The sequence below is a fragment of the Cellulomonas sp. PSBB021 genome (assembly GCF_002240455.1).
GTDB lineage: Bacteria > Actinomycetota > Actinomycetes > Actinomycetales > Cellulomonadaceae > Cellulomonas > Cellulomonas uda.
The window spans coordinates 3,481,503-3,498,827 of sequence record NZ_CP021430.1; the positions used below are offsets into that span (position 1 = coordinate 3,481,503).

A 17,325-nucleotide genomic window follows, 5' to 3' on the forward strand; every position below is an offset into this window, starting at 1 on the left:
GACAGACCCAGGTGAACGGCCGGGGCCGCTGCGGTGAACGCGCGGCGGCGGACCGGCGGCCCGGACCGCCGCCATGACCGGCACGACGCGCGCGGACGGCCCGTCTGGGACACGATGGGGGTGCAGGGAGCAGGGGGCTGATCTCCGGAGGTGCCGATGGCGACGTCGTACGGCACGGTGGAGCTCGTCGTGCTCGAGTTCCCGCAGGACGCGATCCCGTCGCCGGTGCGGGAGGAGATCACGCGCCTGGCGCGCCAGCCCCAGGTGCGGTTGATCGACCTCGTGCGCGTGCAGCGCACCGCCGAGGGCGACCTCGAGGTGACCGAGGCCCTCGAGGTCGGGGAGCAGCTCGGTGTGCACGGGCTGGACCTCGTCGGTGCGGGGCTGGTCGGGCAGGAGGACATCGACGAGGTCGGCGAGGGCCTGCGGCCCGGGACCTCGGCGCTCCTCATCGTGGTCGAGCACCTGTGGTCCAAGGGGCTGGTCGCCTCGATCCGCGACGCGGGCGGGATGCTCCGGTCGACCGAGCGGATCCCGCACGACGTGGTCGCGGCGGTCATCGAGGGGCCGCCCGCGCGCTGACGGCGGCGGGCGCGGTGAACGCACGGTGAACGCTGGACGAGCGTCTGGCAGCGGGGGCGTCGCGCGGCCGTTGCGCCCCGCTGGTCACGCCTAGGGTGGAGGCGTGAACGACGGGACGGGGCTCACGCCGCTCGTGATCGGGCTGCTCGGCGTGCTCGTCGGGCTCGGCTCGGTGCTCGCGTTCCGGTGGAGCGAGCGCGCGCAGCGCACGGCACCGGCGCAGCCCGAGCCGGAGGTCGACGACGGGCTGGTGCGCACGCTCGCCGTGCTGCGCTCGGCGGCGGTCGTGCTCGACGCGTCCGACGAGGTGGTGCGGGCGAGCGCGCCCGCGTACGCGCTCGGGTTGGTGCGCAACGGCCGCATCGCGCCGCCGGCGATCCGGGACCTGGTCGCGCAGGTCCGCCGTGACGGCGTGATCCGCGACGAGGAGCTCGAGGTCGACCGCCCCGTGGGGCGCGGCACGTCGCTCGTGCAGGTGCGCGTCGCGCAGGTCAGCGACCGGCACCTGGTCGTCCTCGCGGAGGACCTCACGCAGGCGCGACGCCTCGAGGCGGTGCGTCGCGACTTCGTCGTGAACGTGTCCCACGAGCTCAAGACGCCCGTGGGCGCGCTGTCGTTGCTCGCGGAGACCGTGCAGGACGCGGCGGACGACCCGGAGGCGGTGCGCCGGTTCGCGGGGCGCATGCAGTCGGAGGCGCAGCGGCTGTCGTCGCTCGTGCACGAGATCATCGAGCTGTCCCGCCTGCAGGTCGCGGGCGCGCTCGGGCCCCTGTCGACGGTGGACCTCGACGCGGTGGTCGCGGAGGCCGTGGACCGGGCGCGGACCGCGGCGACCGCGAAGAGCGTGCGGCTCGAGGTGGGCGGCGACACGGGCGTGCACCTGTTCGGCAACCACGACCTGCTGGTGACCGCGGTGCGCAACCTCGTCGACAATGCCGTGGCGTACTCGGGTGAGGCGTCGCACGTGGGGATCGGGGTGCGCGAGGTCGGCGACCTCGTCGAGATCGCGGTGGTCGACCAGGGCATCGGGATCCCCGCCGCGGACCAGGAGCGCGTGTTCGAACGGTTCTACCGCGTGGACGCGGCGCGCTCGCGCGAGACCGGCGGCACGGGCCTCGGGCTGTCGATCGTCAAGCACGTCGCGGCGGACCACGGCGGCGACGTCACCGTGTGGTCGCAGCCCGGCCGCGGTTCGACGTTCACGATCCGGCTGCCCCGCGTCCCCGACGAGCAGCACGACCAGCACCCGCAGGACCAGCACCCGCAGGACCAGCACCTGCACGACCAGACGAGCCCCGACGAGGGAGAGCACGTGCCGCACCGGAGCGCCTCATGACCCGCATCCTCGTGGTCGAGGACGAGGAGTCCTACCGCGACCCCCTGACGTACGCGCTGCGGCGCGAGGGCTTCGAGGTGGTCGAGGCCGCGACCGGTCCCGAGGCGCTCGTGCAGTTCGACGCGCACGGCGCGGACCTCGTGCTGCTCGACCTGATGCTCCCGGGCCTGCCCGGCACGGAGGTGTGCCGGACGCTGCGCACGACGAGCGACGTGCCCGTCATCATGCTGACCGCCAAGGACGACGAGATCGACAAGGTCGTCGGCCTCGAGCTCGGCGCCGACGACTACGTGACCAAGCCGTACTCGTCGCGCGAGCTCGTCGCGCGCATCCGCGCCGTGCTGCGCCGCCGCTCGTCGTCGGCCGCGCCCGCTGCGCCCGCGCCGGACGACGAGGACGACGACGTGCTGGTCTCGGGTCCCGTGCGGCTCGACGTGGACCGGCACACCGTCCACGTGCACGACGAGCTCGTCGCGTTCCCGCTCAAGGAGTTCGAGCTGCTCGAGCTGCTGCTGCGCAACGCGGGCCGCGTGCTCACGCGCGGCCAGCTCATCGACCGCATCTGGGGCTCGGACTACGTGGGCGACACCAAGACCCTCGACGTCCACGTCAAGCGCGTGCGCGCGAAGATCGAGCCGGACCCGGCCGAGCCGCGGCTGCTCGTGACGGTCCGGGGCCTGGGCTACAAGCTCGAGGACCTGCCCGCGCAGCCCTGAGCAGGGGATCGTCGGCCAGCGTTCACCCGGGGTTCACCCGGTGCCCGGGGAGCGGTCACGTCCAGGCGGCAACCTTCCGGTGCGCGCACACCCCGGTGCGCACCTGATCGAAGGACGGACCCACTGTGAAGCTCTCCCTCCACGGCCGCGTGGGCGCGGTCGCCCTCGTCGGCGCACTCGCCCTGTCGCTCGCGGCCTGCGGATCGGACGACCCGCTCGACACCGACGCCTCGGCCGCGCCGGGTGCCGGCGAGACGACGTCCGGCGAGACGAGCACCCTGTCCGGTGAGCTCGACGGCGCGGGTGCGTCGTCGCAGGAGAAGGCCATGGACGCCTGGCGCGCCGGCTTCCAGACGAGCAACCCGGACGTGACCGTCAACTACGACCCGGTCGGCTCGTCCGGCGGTCGTCAGCAGTTCATCGACGGCGGCGTGGACTGGGCCGGCTCGGACTCGGCGCTCAAGCCCGAGGAGATCGAGTCCGCAGCCGCGCGCTGCGAGGCCATCGACATCCCCGTGTACATCTCGCCCATCGCGATCACGTTCAACCTCGAGGGCGTCACCGAGCTCAAGCTCGCGCCCGCGACCGTCGCGAAGATCTTCCGCGGCGACATCACGTCGTGGGACGACGCGGCGATCAAGGCCGACAACCCCGACGTCGAGCTCCCGGCGCTGACGATCACGCCCGTGCACCGCGCGGACGGCTCGGGCACCACGAAGAACTTCACCGACTACCTCAACAAGGCGGCCGGTGACGTGTGGACCGACGAGGGCGCCGACGACTGGCCCGTCGAGGGCGGCGAGTCCGGCACGGGCACCTCGGGCCTGGTCCAGGCGGTCCAGGCCGCGCAGGGCACGATCGGCTACGCCGACGAGTCCGCGGTCCCGGCCGAGCTCGGCAAGGTCAGCGTCAAGGTCGGCGACGCGTTCGTCGCCCCGTCGGCCGAGTCGGCCGCCGCGGCGCTCGCGGCCTCCCCGCGGGACGAGGAGCGCGGCGAGCACGACATCGCCGTGAAGGTCGACCGCACGACGACCGCGGCCGGCGCCTACCCGGTGATCCTCGTGTCGTACGCGGTCGCGTGCCTCACCTACGACGACCAGGAGACCGCTGACCTGGTCAAGGGTCTGCTCGGCTACGTGGTGAGCGAGGAGGGCCAGGCCGCCGCGCAGACCGCCGCCGGCTCGGCCCCGCTGCCCGCCGAGCTCGCGGCCGACGCGAAGGCCGCGGTCGACGCGATCAGCGTCGGCTGACGCAAGGAGTCGGTGGCCGGCCTGTCCCGGGGGGACGCGGGCCGGCCACCGACGACCGTGCGGGGGCGAGCCCCCGGTCCCCCCACCAGTCCTCCCCGTGACCAGGAGTCTCACGTGACTGCCACCACCAGCCCCGCACCGCCGGGGACCGAGCCGGGCGGCCTCCCGGACGCCGAGCGCCGCACGCCGCGCCGCCGCCCGCGCGCGCAGCGCGTCGTCGAGCGCGGCGCGAGCCGCGTGTTCCGGTGGACCGCGACCGGCGCGGGCGCGCTGATCCTGATCGTCCTCGCCGCCGTCGCGGTGTTCCTCGTGCTCAAGGCGATGCCCGCGATGACCGCGTCGTCCGACGAGCTCGTCGACGGCGTGAGCTTCATGCGCGGCTCGTCGTCGCTGCTCGACTACGTCGGGCCGCTCGTGTTCGGCACGGTGCTCGCGGCGCTGCTCGCGCTGCTGCTCGCCGTCCCCGTCTCGATCGCGATCGCGCTGTTCATCTCGCACTACGCGCCGCGCCGCCTGGCCGCGGGCCTCGGCTACGTCGTGGACCTGCTGGCCGCGGTGCCGTCCGTGGTGTTCGGGCTGTGGGGCGCGATCGTCCTCGCGCCCGCGGTGCAGCCGCTGTGGGCGTGGCTCGGCGAGAACCTGGGCTGGGTGCCGCTGTTCGGCGGGACCGTCTCGCCCACGGGGCGCGTCATCGCGACCGTCGCGGTGGTGCTCGCGGTGATGATCCTGCCGATCATCACGGCCGTGAGCCGCGAGGTGTTCCTGCAGACGCCGCGGCTGCACGAGGAGGCCGCGCTCGCGCTCGGCGCGACGCGCTGGGAGATGATCCGCATGACCGTGCTGCCGTTCGGGCGCTCGGGCGTCGTGTCCGCCGCGATGCTGGGCCTCGGCCGCGCGCTCGGCGAGACCATGGCCGTGCTGATGATCATCTCGCAGGGCTTCCTGTACAGCTTCCTGCTGCTCGCCGCGGGGCAGCAGCAGACCATCGCGGCGAACATCGCCGCGCAGTTCCCCGAGGCGAGCGACCTCGGGATGTCGGTGCTGATCGCCACGGGTCTCGCGCTGTTCGTCATCACGCTCGTCGTCAACATGTCGGCCCGCGCGATCGTCGCGCGGCGCAAGGACTTCTCGGGAGCCAACTGATGGCCGCCACCGACACCCGCACCCCGGGCCCCGCCGGTCCGGGCGCCGGCTCCGAGCTCGCGACGCTGCTGCGGCAGGTCGACCCGCGCCGCCGCCGGACCGACCTGCTCATGCGCGTCGTCATCACCGGTGCGTTCGCGCTCGCGATGATCCCGCTCGTCTCGGTCGCGTGGACGGTCGTCTCGCACGGCGTCGAGCGGTTCGACGCGTACTTCCTGACGCACTCGATGCGCGGCGTGTTCGGCGGCGTCGACGCGGGCGGGATCTACCACGCGATCATCGGCACGGTCGAGATCACCGCGCTCGCGGCGCTGATCTCGGTGCCGATCGGCCTGCTCACCGCGATCTACCTCGTCGAGTACGGCCGCGGGACGCTCGCACGCGCGGTGACGTTCTTCGTCGACGTCATGACGGGCATCCCGTCGATCGTCGCCGGCCTGTTCGCGTACGCGCTGTTCGCCGTGATCCTCGGCCCGGGCATCCGGATGGGTGTCGTCGGGTCGGTCGCGCTGTCGGTGCTCATGATCCCCGTGGTCGTGCGCTCGAGCGAGGAGATGCTGCGGCTCGTGCCGAACGAGCTGCGCGAGGCCGCGCTCGCACTCGGTGTGCCGCGCTGGCTCGTCGTGGTCAAGGTCGTGCTGCGCACCGCCGTCGCAGGGATCGTCACGGGCGTGATGATCGCGATCGCACGCATCATCGGCGAGACCGCGCCGCTGCTGATCACGGTCGGCGTCGCCGACTCGATCAACTTCAACCTGTTCGAGGGCCGCATGATGACGCTGCCGGTGTACGTGTACCGGCAGTTCCAGCAGGGCCTCATCCCGTGCTCGGCGCAGGACACCGCCTGCATCGCGACCGTCACCTACGACCGCGCGTGGGCCGCGGCACTGACGCTGATCCTCGTCGTCATGCTGCTCAACCTCGTCGCGCGCCTCGTCACCCGCCTCTTCGCACCCAAGACCACCGTCTGAGGACCCCCCCATGGCACAGCGCATCGACGTCAAGGACCTGAACATCTACTACGGCGACTTCCGCGCCGTCGGCGACGTGGAGATGAGCGTCGAACCGCGCTCGGTCACGGCGTTCATCGGCCCGTCGGGCTGCGGCAAGTCGACCTTCCTGCGCACCCTGAACCGCATGCACGAGGTGATCCCCGGCGCGCGCGTCGAGGGCCGCGTGGAGATCGACGGCGTGGACCTGTACGCGCCCGACGTCGACCCCGTCGCGGTGCGCCGCCAGGTCGGCATGGTGTTCCAGCGCCCCAACCCGTTCCCGACGATGTCCATCGCCGAGAACGTGCTCGCGGGCGTCCGTCTCAACAACCGCCGCATGTCCAAGGGCGACGCGCAGGACCTCGTCGAGGAGTCGCTGCGCGGCGCGAACCTGTGGAACGAGGTCAAGGACCGGCTCGACCGGCCCGGCTCGGGCCTGTCGGGCGGGCAGCAGCAGCGTCTGTGCATCGCCCGGGCGATCGCGGTCAAGCCGCAGGTGCTGCTCATGGACGAGCCGTGCTCGGCGCTCGACCCCATCTCGACGCTCGCGATCGAGGACCTGATCGCGGAGCTCAAGACGGACTACACGATCGTGATCGTCACGCACAACATGCAGCAGGCCGCGCGCGTGTCCGACCGCACCGCGTTCTTCAACCTCGCGGGGCAGGGGCAGCCGGGGCAGCTCGTCGAGATCGACGACACGTCGGTGATCTTCTCGGCACCGCGCGAGCAGGCCACCGAGGACTACATCTCGGGCCGGTTCGGCTGACGGGCCCCGTCCGGCCGACGTGCTCGTCGGCCGGACGAGTCCGACTGACGAGCCGGCCCGGCGTCAGGGGGACGGGCCGGCGTCAGGGGGACAGCGTCAGTGGGGCAGCGTCAGGGGGTCGGCAGGAGCGTCGCGTAGTCGGGCAGCGTGCCGTCGAGCACGGGGACCTGGACGGCGGTCGAGCCGGCCCTGTCCACGTCGATGCCGACGAGCGCGACGCCGCCCGGCGCGGCGGGCGTCTGCGAGACGCGCACGTCGACCTTCGTGTCGTCCTCGTCGCTGCCCAGGCTGCCGGTGAGCAGCACGGTGCCGCGTGCGGGGACGTCGACGGTCGTCGCGTCGGCGGCGGGGGCCGCGTCGCCTCCCTCGCCGGGGGCGCCGAACGTCACGGTGACCGTGACCCCGTCCGCGCCGGTGTTGGTCAGCGCGCCGAGCAGCACGCCCTCCTCGCCCTCGGCCGCGCTCAGGATCATCAGGTTCGACGCACGCACGTCGCCCAGGCGGACCGAGACGCCGTCGGAGGCGTCGTACTGGTCCTGCGTCTGGATCGGGTTCGTCGCGGAGCAGCCGGCGAGCACGAGAGCGGCGGCGAGGCCGGTCGCCGCGACGGCGGCGCGGGCCCGGCGGGACCGAAGGGGCCGGAGGGACCGAGGGGACCGACGGGAATGGTGCGAGCTCACGATGACTCCTGCGGACGGGACGGCCGGTGCGGCGCTCGGGCGGTCCGGGCGTCCCACGCGAGGCTCGCGGGACCGTCGTGGAGCGGGGCCAGCCTATCGGGCGGTGGCGGCCCGGAGGCGTCCGGACGGGCGTGGGCGGGACCTTCGGCCCTCGCGCGTGCGTGAGACCGGCCACACCATCGGGGACGAAGGTGTCGACGGCGGGGGTGCCTGGGCCCTTCGGTGTGCGGGAGTGGCGGCCGGGCCCGTCGGAGGACTGTCCGGCCGCCCTACCTGGGCGCACGTCCGGGATGCCGCGGCGCCCCTCGCGCGCGAGCGCGCGCGGTCCTGCAAGCCTCTGACCTGCGACGACGCTCGTCCTGGGGGTGCCGCGGCGGCAGCACGGGCCGAAAGGGGCCGAAATATACCGTGCTAGGATGGGCCGCCTGCGAAAGGGGACACCTGCAGATGACTTTCACGGTTGGGGAGACTGTCGTCTACCCGCACCACGGTGCAGCGTTGATCGAAGAGATCAAGACCCGGACCATCCGCGGCGAGGACAAGATCTACCTCAAGCTCAAGGTCGCCCAGGGCGACCTGACCATCGAGGTCCCTGCCGAGAACGTCGATCTCGTGGGTGTTCGCGACGTCGTCGGCCAGGAGGGCCTGGACCGCGTGTTCGAGGTCCTGCGCGCTCCGTACACGGAGGAGCCGACCAACTGGTCGCGCCGGTACAAGGCGAACCTCGAGAAGCTCGCGTCGGGTGACGTCATCCGCGTCGCGGAGGTCGTCCGCGACCTCTCGCGCCGTGACGCCGACCGCGGGCTGTCCGCGGGCGAGAAGCGCATGCTGGCCAAGGCCCGCCAGATCCTCGTCTCGGAGCTCGCGCTCGCGGAGCACACCGAGGAGGAGAAGGCCGAGGCCATCCTCGACGAGGTCCTCGCCTCCTGACGCCCTCGGGCGTCCGGGCGGGGTTCGTCACGCGCGGGTGCGCGACGTGCTGCGGTGCGTGACGTGCTGCTGCGGCGGGGGACGGGTGGCGGTCGCGTGAGCGTCGTCGCCGTCCTCACGGCTGCCGGGAGCGGATCCCGCCTCGGGCACGCGCTGCCCAAGGCGCTCGTGCCGGTGCGCGGCGAGCCGCTCGTCGTGCACGCCGCGCGGCGGTTGCTCGACGCCCGGGACGCTCGGGGCCCGCTCGTCGACACGGTCGTCGTGACGGCGCCGCCCGAGCACCTCGCGGCGTTCGGCACGGCGTTGGCCGCGCTCACGGTCGACCCGGGCCGGGTGCGGGTCGTGGCCGGGGGAGCGACGCGGCAGGCATCCGTCGCGGCCGGCCTCGCGGCGCTCGTGCCGCCCGCGGGATCCTCGGGCGCAGGGCCGTCGCACACGGCGTCGTCGGACGACGACGAGGCGGCGGACGTGGTGCTGGTGCACGACGCCGCACGCCCGTTCGTGCCGCCCGAGCTCGTGGCGCGCGTCGTCGCGGCCGTCGAGGCGGGGCACGACGCGGTGGTGCCCGGGCTCCCGGTGACGGACACGGTCAAGCGCGTCGGCGCCGAGCTCGCGGGCGCGGCGCCCGTGGTCGGCACCGTCGAGCGTGCGCAGCTGCGTGCGGTGCAGACGCCGCAGGGCTTCCGGCTGGGTCTGCTGCGCCGCGCGCACGACGAGGCCGCACGGCACGCGCACGACGAGTCGCTCGCGGCGACCGACGACGCGGGGCTCGTCGAGCGGCTGGGCGCGACGGTCGTCGTCGTGCCGGGCGACGAGCGCGCCGCGAAGATCACCACCGCACGCGACCTGCGGGTCGCCGAGCTGTTGGGGGACGCATGACGACAGGCTCCGGGCAGGCCCGGGTCCCGCTGCCGCGCACCGGCATCGGTGTGGACGTGCACGCCTACGACGAGGACCCCGCGCCGGGTGCGGTGCTGCACCTCGCGGGGCTCGAGTGGCCGGGCGAGCGACCGCTCGCGGGGCACTCCGACGCGGACGTGGCCGCGCACGCGGCGGCGGACGCGCTGTTCTCGGCTGCCGCGCAGGGTGACCTGGGCTCGAACTTCGGTACCGCCGACCCGCGCTGGGCCGGGGCGTCGGGGGTGTCGCTGCTCGCCGAGGCGTCGCGCCGGGTGCGCGCGGCCGGGTTCCTGATCGGCAACGTGTCGGTGCAGGTCATCGGCAACCGGCCGAAGCTCGGGCCGCGGCGCGCGGAGGCTCAGGCGGTCCTGTCGATGGCGGTGGGCGCGCCCGTGACCGTCTCGGCGACGACGACCGACGGGCTCGGGCTCACCGGGCGGGGCGAGGGGGTCGCGGCCATCGCGACGGCGCTCGTCGTCCCCCACGGCTGACGCGCGGGCTCGGGGCCGGCCGGTCGTCGGCGCGCGGTGCTGCCCAGCAGCACGCCCGCGACGACGAGGGCGCCCCACGCGAGCTCGGCCGGTGCGGTGGCCTCGTGCAGCAGGAGCCACGACGAGCCGATGCCGACCACCGGCACGAGCATCGAGAACGGTGCGACGACGCCGGCGGGGTGGCGCGACATGAGCGCGGTCCACACACCCGACCCGCCGACGGTCGCGACGAGCACCGTGAACGCGAGCCCGCCGAGCGCGGCGAGGCCCGTGGGCGTGGTCAGCCCGTCGAACGACGCGGTGATCCGGTCCGGCCCCTCGAGCGTGAGCGACAGCGCGAGCATGGGCACGGGCGGGACGACGGACATCCAGAGCATCAGGCGGAACGACTCGCGCGGTGCCGCGCGCGTCGCGAGCCGGTTCCCGAGGTTGCCGAGCGCCCAGCCCAGGCCGCCGCACAGCGTGAGCAGCACCGGGACGAGCGCTGCACCGCCCTCGAGCCCCGCGCGGTGCAGCGCGATGCCCGTGAGCCCGACCACCGCGACGAGCACCCCCACTGCCTGGCGTGGCGTGACCCGCTCCCGCAGGAGCGCGGCGGCCAGGACCACCGTGAACGGGGCGGACGACTGCAGCACGAGCGATGCCAGCCCGGTCGGCATGCCCGCGTCCATCGCCGCGTACAGGAACACGAACTGCAGCACGCCGAAGCCGGTGCCGTAGAGCAGGAGCCACCGCACGGGGACGCGCGGGCGGGGCACGAGCAGCAGGGTGGGAACGGCGATGACCGCGAACCGCAGCGCGACCGCGAGGAACGGCGGGAACTGCTGCAGCGTGAGGTGGATCGCGGGGAAGTTCAGGCCCCACGTCACGGCGACGAGCAGTGCGAGCAGGCGGTCGCGGGTGGACATGACGACGAGCGTGCGCGTGCCGAGCGTGCAGGACAAGCGAAAAGTCATGAACCGACGATGTAGCGTTGCTTTATGGACGTGCGGGGACTGCAGGCGCTGCGCGCGGTCGCGACCCAGGGCGGCGTGACCGCCGCGGCCCGGGTGCTGCACCTCACGCCGTCCGCCGTGTCCCAGCAGCTCGCCCACCTCGAGCGCGGCGTGGGCGTCCCGCTCACCGAGCGCGCCGGCCGCGGCGTGCGGCTCACCGCGGCGGGCCGTGCGCTGGCCGATGCGGCGGTCGACGTCGCGGTCGCGGTCGAGCGCGCGGCGGCCGCCGTCGACCGGCTGCGCGCGCACCCGGGCGGGACGGTGCGCGTCAGCGCGTTCGCGAGCGGGGCGCAGCTCCTGCTGCCCGGCCTGCTCGCCCGCGCCGCGGCGCTGCCGGGGGTCGTCGTCGAGTGCTCGGACGACGACGTCGCGCAGGACGCGTTCGTCGCGCTCACCGACGAGATCGACGTGGTGGTCGCGCACCGCGGCGACGACTCCCCGGGCTGGGGGTCCGGCGTCGTCGTGCGGCACCTGCTGCGCGAGCCCCTCGACGTCGCGCTCGCCCCCGCGCACCCCCTCGCGGGGCGCGCCGCGCTCGAACCGCGTGACCTCGCCGACGAGGACTGGGTCGCCGTGCGTGAGGGGTTCCCCGTGGCACGCGTGCTCGACGCGATCGGCGCGCGCGCGGGCGTAACCCCGCGCGTGCGGCACCGCATCAACGACTTCCACGTGGTGGCGGCGCTCGTCGGGGCGGGGCACGGCGTGTCCCTGCTCCCGCGCTACACGTTCGGCGCCGACCCGCGCGTGCGGCTGGTCCCGCTCGCCGGCGTCCGCGCGGGCCGCCACGTGGAGGCCCTGCTGCGCCCCGACCGTGCCGAGCGCCTCGTCGTGCAGCGCGTCCTCGGCGAGCTCGAGGCGCTAGCCGCGAGCCTCACCGCACCCGCCACCTGACGGCCCGCGCCGCGCGGTCCCGGGCGGGAGCGCGCGTCAGGGGAGCAGCACCAGCTTGCCGCGCGCGTGGCCCGCCCGGGAGTCGGCGTGCGCCTGCGCGACGTCCTCCAAGGGGTAGGTGCGCGTCACGTGCACGTCGAGCGTGCCGTCGGTCGCGAGCTCGACGAGCTGCGCGCGCGCCGCCTCGCGGACCTCGGTGCCCGGGTCGGCCCCGGGCCCGCCGCCGAGGAGCAGGATCCCGAGCTCGCGCGCGCGGGCGAAGCCGGCGATCGTCGCGATGCGTGTGCGGTCCGCGACGAGCTCGACCGAGGTGTCCAGCGCCTCGTCGGACCCGACCGCGTCGATCGCGGTGGTCACCGGGGAGCCGAGCTCGCGCGCCGCGGCCCGGACGCGGTCCGCGAGCGTCGGGCCGTCGGACCCGCTGGACCCGCCGTACGCGACGGGGACCGCGCCGAGCGCGCGCAGGTCGTCGTGGCTCGCGGGGGACGCGGTCGCGACGACGCGCGCCCCGCGCAGCTCGGCGAGCTGCACGATCATGCGACCCACCGATCCCGAGCCGCCGTGCACGAGCACCACGTCACCGTGGCCCGTGCGTGTGGCGGTGAGCGCGTTTACCGCGGTGGTGCCGGCGACGAGCAGCGCCGCGGCGGGCGCCCAGCCGAGCGCGCGCGGCTTGCGGACGGTCGCGAGCGCGGGCACGACGAGCCGGCGCGCGTACCCGCCGCGCACGGGCCAGGCCACGACCTCGTCGCCCACCGCGAGCCAGCGCACGTTGGGGCCGACGGCCGCGACGACGCCCGCGACCTCGGCACCGAGCCGCATCGGCAGACGCGCCGGGTCGGCGCCCATGGCGCCCGAGTACACCTTCCAGTCGATCGGGTTGACCGCCGCGGCGCGCACGTCGAGCAGGACCTCACCGGGACCGGGCTCGCCCGCGTCCGCGTCGATCAGGCGGAGGTTCTCGGGGCCGCCGTAGGCGACCGCGGCGACGACTGTGGTCGGGTGCACGGAAGGCAGCGTGCCGCACCCGCCGGAGCGGTACCAGACCTGGGGACGACCGAAACGGGTCAGGACCGGGCGACCACCCGCCCGGGTGACACGAGTCAGGGACGTGGGCCGAAGACGCGCGTGAGGTAGTCGTTGTCGAAGACGCCGTCCGGGTCGGCGGCGGCACGCACGCGCTGCGCGTCCGCGAACCGTGGGTACAGCTCGGCCAGGCGCCGCGCGTCGAGCCAGTGCAGCTTGCCCCAGTGCGGGCGCCCCTCGTGCTCCGCCATGATCCGCTCGACCGCCGAGAAGTAGCGCTGGTACGGCAGACGCCAGTACTGGTGCACCGCGACGTACGCGGTCTCGCGCCCGTGCGCGGTCGACAGCCACACGTCGTCGGCCGCGGCGAACCGCACCTCGCCCGGGAACGGCAGGTGCTCGCCCGAGGTCTCGACCCAGCGGTCGATCTCGGCGAGCACGTCACGCAGTGCGGCCCGGGGGACGGCGTACTCCATCTCCCGGAACCGCACGCGACGCGGCGACGCGAAGACCTCGGGCGAGGGCGCCACGTAGCGGCGCGCCGAGAGGCTGCGCGCGGCGAGCTGGTTGATGCGGCGCGTCGCGGCGGGCACCGCGGTCGCGATGCGGTTGGTCACCTCGAACACCGAGTTCGACAGCAGCTCGTCGTCGACCCACCGGCGCACCGGGTTGAGGCCCGGCCCGTCCTGGACGCGGTTGTTGCGCTTGGTCAGCGCGCGCCGCGTGTGCGGGAACCAGTAGAACTCGAAGTGGTCGTTGCCCTCGACCAGGCCGTCCGGGCCGTCGAGCTGCTCGAGCACGTCGTCCAGCGCCCACGGCTCCTCGACGGCCTCGAGCAGGAATGCGGGGACCACCTCGAGCGTGACCGCGGCGAGCACGCCGACCGACCCGAGGCCGAGGCGGGCGAGCTCGAACAGCTCGGGCTGCTGCGCGGGCGAGGTCTCGACGACGTCGCCCGCGGCGGTCACGAGGCGCGCGCCGACGACCTGCGTGGCGAGCCCGCCGAGGCGCACGCCGGTGCCGTGCGTCCCGGTGGAGATCGCGCCCGCGATCGATTGCTGGTCGATGTCCCCGAGGTTGCGCATCGCGAGGCCGAGCGCGCCGAGCGCGCCGTTGAGCGCCGCGAGCCGGATGCCCGCGCCGACTGTCACGAGCGCGGAGCCGTCCGGGCGGCGCTCGACGCGCTCGATCGCGTCGAGCGCGTCGAGGTCGAGCAGCACGCCGTCGGTCACCGCCGCGGCCGTGAACGAGTGGCCCGCACCGACGGCGCGGACGTGGAGGCCCTCGTCGACCGCGCGCGAGACGGCACGCGCCAGCTCGTCGGCGTCGCTCGGGCGCTCGCGGCGCACGGGCGTGGACGAGGCGGTGCGCGCCCAGTTGACCCAGCGCGTCGTCTCCATCACTGGCGACTGTGGACTGAACACTTGTCCAAGTCAAGCGGAACGTCCATGCTTGGCTATCGTTGTCGCACGGTGGCACACCGGTCGCGGGCGGGGGCCCGGGCCCTGGCCGGTGCAGTGGAGGGGACCGCATGAACCGCATGCCGGTGGCCGAGCGGCGCGAGCAGCTCATCGAGGCCGCGATGACGGTCGCGAGCAGGGACGGGATCGAGGCAGCGACCGTTCGAGCGGTTGCCGCGGAGGCCGGTGTCTCGCTCGGGGTCGTGCACTACTGCTTCCAGGACAAGTCCGAGCTGATGCGTGCGATGGCGCACGCGATCACCGAGCAGAACACCCAGGCCGACCTGTCCGACGTCCCCGAGGGCTCGCCCACCGAGGCCGTCATCCAGGCGGTGGTCACCGCGCTGTGGACGCAGATCACCACGTCCCGCGGCCCGCAGCTGCTCTCGTACGAGCTCACGACGTCGTCCCTGCGCCACCCCGAGCTGCGCGAGGTCGCGATCGAGCAGTACCGCGGGCAGTGGTCGGCGGCCGAGGCCGTGCTCGAGGAGATCGCACGCATCTCACGCGTCCAGTGGGTCGTCCCGGTGCCGCGCCTCGCCCGCGCGACGGTCGCGGTCGTCGACGGGCTGTCGCTCGCATGGCTCGTCGACGGCGACGACGAGATCGCGCAGCAGACCATCGCGGGGTTCGGCACGTTCCTCGCGACGCAGGCCGAGCCGCTCGAGCCGGCGGGCGTCGAGGAGTGACCGGGGCGCTCGCGCGGTCCCGCGTCGCCGGGTCCGTCGCGTTCGGTGCCCAGGGGTACGTGCTGGTCACGATCCTCGCGAGCCTGCCCGACGTGAAGGACCGCTACGGCATCGGCGACGACCAGATCACCGCCGCGGTGCTCGGCGTGCTCGTCGCCGCCGCGATCGGCACGGGCATCGCGGACTACGTGAGCCGGCGCTCCGGCAGCCGCGTCGCGCTCGCGGCCGGTCTGGCCGGCATCGGGCTGACCGTCACGCTCGTCGCCGTCGCACCCAGCTATGCGTTCGCCGTGCCCGCGTTCGCGCTGTACGGCCTCGCGCTCGGCATGGTCGACGCGGGCACCAACATGCAGGCCGTCGCCATCCAGCGCGCCTACGGCCGCCCGCTCCTGTCGAGCTTCTACGCGTCCTGGTCCGTCGGAGCGATCATCGCGACCCTCGTGTGCTCCGCGACCGTCGGGCGCTGGTCCGTCGACCCCGTGATGCTCGTGTTCCTGCCCGGCCTGCTCGTCGGGCTCGCCGCCGCCGCGCTCGTGCGCCGCGACGGGCTGCGCGTGCACGACGCGGTGGACCCCGCCGACTCCGACCACGTCCGGCTCGTCGGCTCGACCCCCGTCCCGTGGCGTGCGATCACGCTGCTCGGCGTCGCGCTCGTCGCGTTCTACGTGGCCGACAACGCCGCGCAGACGTGGGGCAGCCTCTACGTGCGCGACACGCTCGACGCGGCGGACTGGCTCGGTCCGCTCGCGCTCGGCGCGTACCTCGCGACGACGCTCGGCTCCCGCGTCGTCGGCGACGGCGCCGTGCGGCGGTGGGGGCGCGTGCGCGTCGTGCGCGTCGCGGGGTCGGTCGCCGCGGTCGGGCTGCTGCTCGTCGTCGTCGCGCCCGGTGCCCCCGTCGCGATCGTCGGGTTCGCCGTGGCGGGTGCCGGGCTCGGCCTCGTCGCGCCCCTCGCGTTCGCCGCCGCGGGCGAGCTCGCACCCGAGCACGCCGACGCCGTGGTCGCGCGGCTCAACGTGTTCAACTACGTGGGGACGCTGCTCGGCGCGGTGCTCGTCGGCGCGATCGGCTCGACCAGCACGTTCCGCTACGCGTTCCTGGTGCCGGTCGCGGTGTCGCTCGTGATCGTCGCGCTGTCCGGCAGGTTCGACTCGCCGGCGCACGAGGCCGCCCGCCGCGTCGCCGTGCCGACACCTTCACCGGCACCTGCACCTGGGCCGGCACCTGCACCGACGCCGACCCGGCAGGACCAGGGCGTCCGCGCACGCACCAGCGAGGAGACGTCGCATGACGCTCGGTGACCGGCTCGACGCCGCCACGGGCCACCTGCCCGCGCCGCTGGCGGTGGTGGACCTCGACGCGCTCGAGGCCAACGCGAGCGACCTCGTCGCCCGTGCCGCGGGCACACCCGTGCGCGTCGCCTCGAAGTCGGTGCGCGTGCGCGCCGTGCTCGACGCCGTCCTCGCGCGCCCCGGCTTCGCGGGAGTCATGGCGTACTCGGTCCGCGAAGCGGTGTGGCTCGCGCGCGAGGGCGTGAGCGACGTGCTCGTCGGGTACCCGAGCGTCGACACGGGCGGGCTCGACGAGCTCGCCGCCGACCCCGTGGCCGCGGCGGCCGTCACGCTCATGGTCGACGACGTCGCGCAGGCCGACCTGGCCGCGAAGGCCGCCGCCGCGCACGGCTCGGCGCTGCGCGTGTGCCTGGACGTCGACGCGTCGCTGCGCGTCGGGCTCGGGCGGCTGCGCGCGCACCTCGGTGTGCGGCGCTCGCCCGTGCACACGCCCGACGACGCCGCCGCGCTCGCGCACGCCGTGCTGCAGCGCGACGGCCTGAGCGTGCGCGGCGTCATGTTCTACGAGGCGCAGGTCGCGGGCATGCCCGACTCGAGCGCCGCGGTCCGCGCGGTCAAGCGCCTGTCGGTGCGCGACCTCGCACGGCGGCGCGGGCTCGTCGTCGACGCGGTCTCGCAGGTCACCGGCGACCGGCTGGAGCTCGTGAACTCGGGCGGCTCGGGCTCGGTCGAGACGTCCGTGTCGGACCCGACCGTCACCGAGGTCACGGCCGGGTCGGGGCTGTTCGTCCCCACGCTGTTCGACCACTACCGCTCGTTCGAGCCGCGGCCCGCCGCGTTCTTCGGGCTCGACGTCGTCCGCCTCCCGGCACCGGGGTTCGCGACGACGTTCGGCGGCGGGTACGTCGCGTCCGGTCCGCCGAGCGCGTCCCGCCAGCCGCGGCCCGTGTGGCCCGCGGGGCTCGCGCTCACGCCGCGCGAGGGTGCGGGCGAGGTCCAGACCCCGCTGCGCGTGCCCGCACGCGCCGACCTGCGCATCGGGGACCGCGTGTGGTTCCGGCACGCGAAGTCCGGCGAGGTGATGGAGCGGTTCGACCGGGTGCACCTCGTGCGCGGCGAGGCCGTCGAGCGCACCGTGCCCACGTACCGCGGTGAGGGCCGGACGTTCGGCTGACGAGCGGGC

Annotated in this window: 17 protein-coding genes and 1 pseudogene; 14 read left to right on the forward strand and 4 right to left on the reverse strand. The window is 74.6% G+C overall.

The annotated features are described in order from the left end of the window. Window positions 1-156: 156 nt before the first annotated feature. The 7 genes from CBP52_RS15980 (at window position 157) to pstB (ending at window position 6,788) form a co-directional block, all read left to right on the forward strand. Window positions 157-582: a DUF6325 family protein gene (locus CBP52_RS15980; protein ID WP_094181791.1), complete on the forward strand. Its 426-nt coding sequence runs from the start codon at window positions 157-159 to the stop codon at window positions 580-582. Window positions 583-685: 103 nt separating this feature from the next. Continuing rightward, window positions 686-1,918 carry a cell wall metabolism sensor histidine kinase WalK gene (locus CBP52_RS15985; protein WP_094181792.1) on the forward strand — a complete coding sequence of 411 codons (1,233 nt, stop codon included), beginning with the start codon at window positions 686-688 and terminating at the stop codon, window positions 1,916-1,918. Continuing rightward, on the forward strand, window positions 1,915-2,634 hold the full coding sequence (locus CBP52_RS15990; RefSeq protein ID WP_094181793.1) for a response regulator transcription factor: 720 nt from the start codon (window positions 1,915-1,917) through the stop codon (window positions 2,632-2,634). The genes CBP52_RS15985 and CBP52_RS15990 overlap by 4 nt, the downstream gene beginning before the upstream one ends. A gap of 125 nt (window positions 2,635-2,759) precedes the next feature. Then, complete coding sequence (gene pstS, locus CBP52_RS15995) at window positions 2,760-3,884, forward strand: phosphate ABC transporter substrate-binding protein PstS (RefSeq protein ID WP_094181794.1); 1,125 nt, start codon at window positions 2,760-2,762, stop codon at window positions 3,882-3,884. A 114-nt stretch (window positions 3,885-3,998) separates the two neighbouring features. After that, complete coding sequence (pstC, locus tag CBP52_RS16000) at window positions 3,999-5,027, forward strand: phosphate ABC transporter permease subunit PstC (protein WP_094181795.1); 1,029 nt, start codon at window positions 3,999-4,001, stop codon at window positions 5,025-5,027. After that, on the forward strand, window positions 5,027-5,998 hold the full coding sequence (pstA, locus tag CBP52_RS16005; RefSeq protein ID WP_094181796.1) for a phosphate ABC transporter permease PstA: 972 nt from the start codon (window positions 5,027-5,029) through the stop codon (window positions 5,996-5,998). The genes pstC and pstA overlap by 1 nt, the downstream gene beginning before the upstream one ends. A gap of 10 nt (window positions 5,999-6,008) precedes the next feature. Next, window positions 6,009-6,788 (forward strand): phosphate ABC transporter ATP-binding protein PstB, encoded by a 780-nt coding sequence (pstB, locus tag CBP52_RS16010; RefSeq protein ID WP_094181797.1) that lies wholly within the window; start codon window positions 6,009-6,011, stop codon window positions 6,786-6,788. 110 nt (window positions 6,789-6,898) lie between these two features. On the opposite strand, the gene CBP52_RS16015 is transcribed toward pstB, so the two are convergent. After that, a complete protein-coding gene (locus CBP52_RS16015; protein ID WP_198303487.1) occupies window positions 6,899-7,468 on the reverse strand; it encodes a hypothetical protein in 570 nt (189 codons plus the stop codon). Window positions 7,469-7,915: 447 nt separating this feature from the next. On the opposite strand from CBP52_RS16015, the gene CBP52_RS16020 reads away from it, so the two are divergent. The 3 genes from CBP52_RS16020 to ispF all read left to right on the forward strand — a co-directional run bounded on the left by CBP52_RS16020 (window position 7,916) and on the right by ispF (window position 9,789). Beyond that, the gene (locus CBP52_RS16020) at window positions 7,916-8,398 is read left to right on the forward strand and encodes a CarD family transcriptional regulator (protein ID WP_048341557.1); all 483 of its coding nucleotides are present in this window, start codon (window positions 7,916-7,918) and stop codon (window positions 8,396-8,398) included. A gap of 96 nt (window positions 8,399-8,494) precedes the next feature. Further along, window positions 8,495-9,277 (forward strand): 2-C-methyl-D-erythritol 4-phosphate cytidylyltransferase, encoded by a 783-nt coding sequence (ispD, locus tag CBP52_RS16025; RefSeq protein ID WP_094182453.1) that lies wholly within the window; start codon window positions 8,495-8,497, stop codon window positions 9,275-9,277. Then, window positions 9,274-9,789: a 2-C-methyl-D-erythritol 2,4-cyclodiphosphate synthase gene (ispF, locus tag CBP52_RS16030; protein ID WP_094181798.1), complete on the forward strand. Its 516-nt coding sequence runs from the start codon at window positions 9,274-9,276 to the stop codon at window positions 9,787-9,789. The genes ispD and ispF overlap by 4 nt, the downstream gene beginning before the upstream one ends. Before the next feature lie 104 nt (window positions 9,790-9,893). On the opposite strand, the pseudogene CBP52_RS16035 reads toward ispF, so the two are convergent. Next, window positions 9,894-10,745: pseudogene (locus CBP52_RS16035) on the reverse strand (EamA family transporter); the annotation flags it as partial. A 24-nt stretch (window positions 10,746-10,769) separates the two neighbouring features. On the opposite strand from CBP52_RS16035, the gene CBP52_RS16040 reads away from it, so the two are divergent. Next, window positions 10,770-11,675 carry a LysR family transcriptional regulator gene (locus CBP52_RS16040; protein WP_094181799.1) on the forward strand — a complete coding sequence of 302 codons (906 nt, stop codon included), beginning with the start codon at window positions 10,770-10,772 and terminating at the stop codon, window positions 11,673-11,675. Between the two features lie 36 nt (window positions 11,676-11,711). Here the strand turns inward: CBP52_RS16040 and CBP52_RS16045 are convergent, their stop codons facing one another. Beyond that, entirely contained in the window at window positions 11,712-12,683 is a 972-nt protein-coding gene (locus CBP52_RS16045) for an NADP-dependent oxidoreductase (RefSeq protein ID WP_094181800.1), read from the reverse strand. A 95-nt stretch (window positions 12,684-12,778) separates the two neighbouring features. Further along, complete coding sequence (locus tag CBP52_RS16050; protein WP_094181801.1) at window positions 12,779-14,101, reverse strand: D-arabinono-1,4-lactone oxidase; 1,323 nt, start codon at window positions 14,099-14,101, stop codon at window positions 12,779-12,781. Window positions 14,102-14,232: 131 nt separating this feature from the next. On the opposite strand from CBP52_RS16050, the gene CBP52_RS16055 reads away from it, so the two are divergent. The 3 genes from CBP52_RS16055 to CBP52_RS16065 are packed head-to-tail and all read left to right on the forward strand — an operon-like array spanning window position 14,233 to window position 17,316. After that, a complete protein-coding gene (locus CBP52_RS16055; RefSeq protein WP_094181802.1) occupies window positions 14,233-14,850 on the forward strand; it encodes a TetR/AcrR family transcriptional regulator in 618 nt (205 codons plus the stop codon). Further along, entirely contained in the window at window positions 14,847-16,151 is a 1,305-nt protein-coding gene (locus CBP52_RS16060) for an MFS transporter (RefSeq protein WP_157732684.1), read from the forward strand. Before CBP52_RS16055 ends, CBP52_RS16060 begins: the two co-directional genes overlap by 4 nt. Further along, complete coding sequence (locus CBP52_RS16065; RefSeq protein WP_094181804.1) at window positions 16,138-17,316, forward strand: alanine racemase; 1,179 nt, start codon at window positions 16,138-16,140, stop codon at window positions 17,314-17,316. Before CBP52_RS16060 ends, CBP52_RS16065 begins: the two co-directional genes overlap by 14 nt. The last annotated feature ends 9 nt before the right edge of the window (window positions 17,317-17,325 follow it).

What these genes read in the sequence shown, in the direction of transcription:
- CBP52_RS15980 (WP_094181791.1), top strand. Translation starts at nt 157, where the DNA reads ATGGCGACGTCGTACGGCACGGTGGAGCTCGTCGTGCTCGAGTTCCCG.
- CBP52_RS15990 (WP_094181793.1), top strand. Translation starts at nt 1,915, where the DNA reads ATGACCCGCATCCTCGTGGTCGAGGACGAGGAGTCCTACCGCGACCCC.
- pstA (WP_094181796.1), top strand. Translation starts at nt 5,027, where the DNA reads ATGGCCGCCACCGACACCCGCACCCCGGGCCCCGCCGGTCCGGGCGCC.
- pstB (WP_094181797.1), top strand. Translation starts at nt 6,009, where the DNA reads ATGGCACAGCGCATCGACGTCAAGGACCTGAACATCTACTACGGCGAC.
- CBP52_RS16020 (WP_048341557.1), top strand. Translation starts at nt 7,916, where the DNA reads ATGACTTTCACGGTTGGGGAGACTGTCGTCTACCCGCACCACGGTGCA.
- ispF (WP_094181798.1), top strand. Translation starts at nt 9,274, where the DNA reads ATGACGACAGGCTCCGGGCAGGCCCGGGTCCCGCTGCCGCGCACCGGC.
- CBP52_RS16040 (WP_094181799.1), top strand. Translation starts at nt 10,770, where the DNA reads ATGGACGTGCGGGGACTGCAGGCGCTGCGCGCGGTCGCGACCCAGGGC.
- CBP52_RS16050 (WP_094181801.1), bottom strand. Translation starts at nt 14,101, where the DNA reads ATGGAGACGACGCGCTGGGTCAACTGGGCGCGCACCGCCTCGTCCACG.
- CBP52_RS16055 (WP_094181802.1), top strand. Translation starts at nt 14,233, where the DNA reads ATGAACCGCATGCCGGTGGCCGAGCGGCGCGAGCAGCTCATCGAGGCC.
- CBP52_RS16065 (WP_094181804.1), top strand. Translation starts at nt 16,138, where the DNA reads ATGACGCTCGGTGACCGGCTCGACGCCGCCACGGGCCACCTGCCCGCG.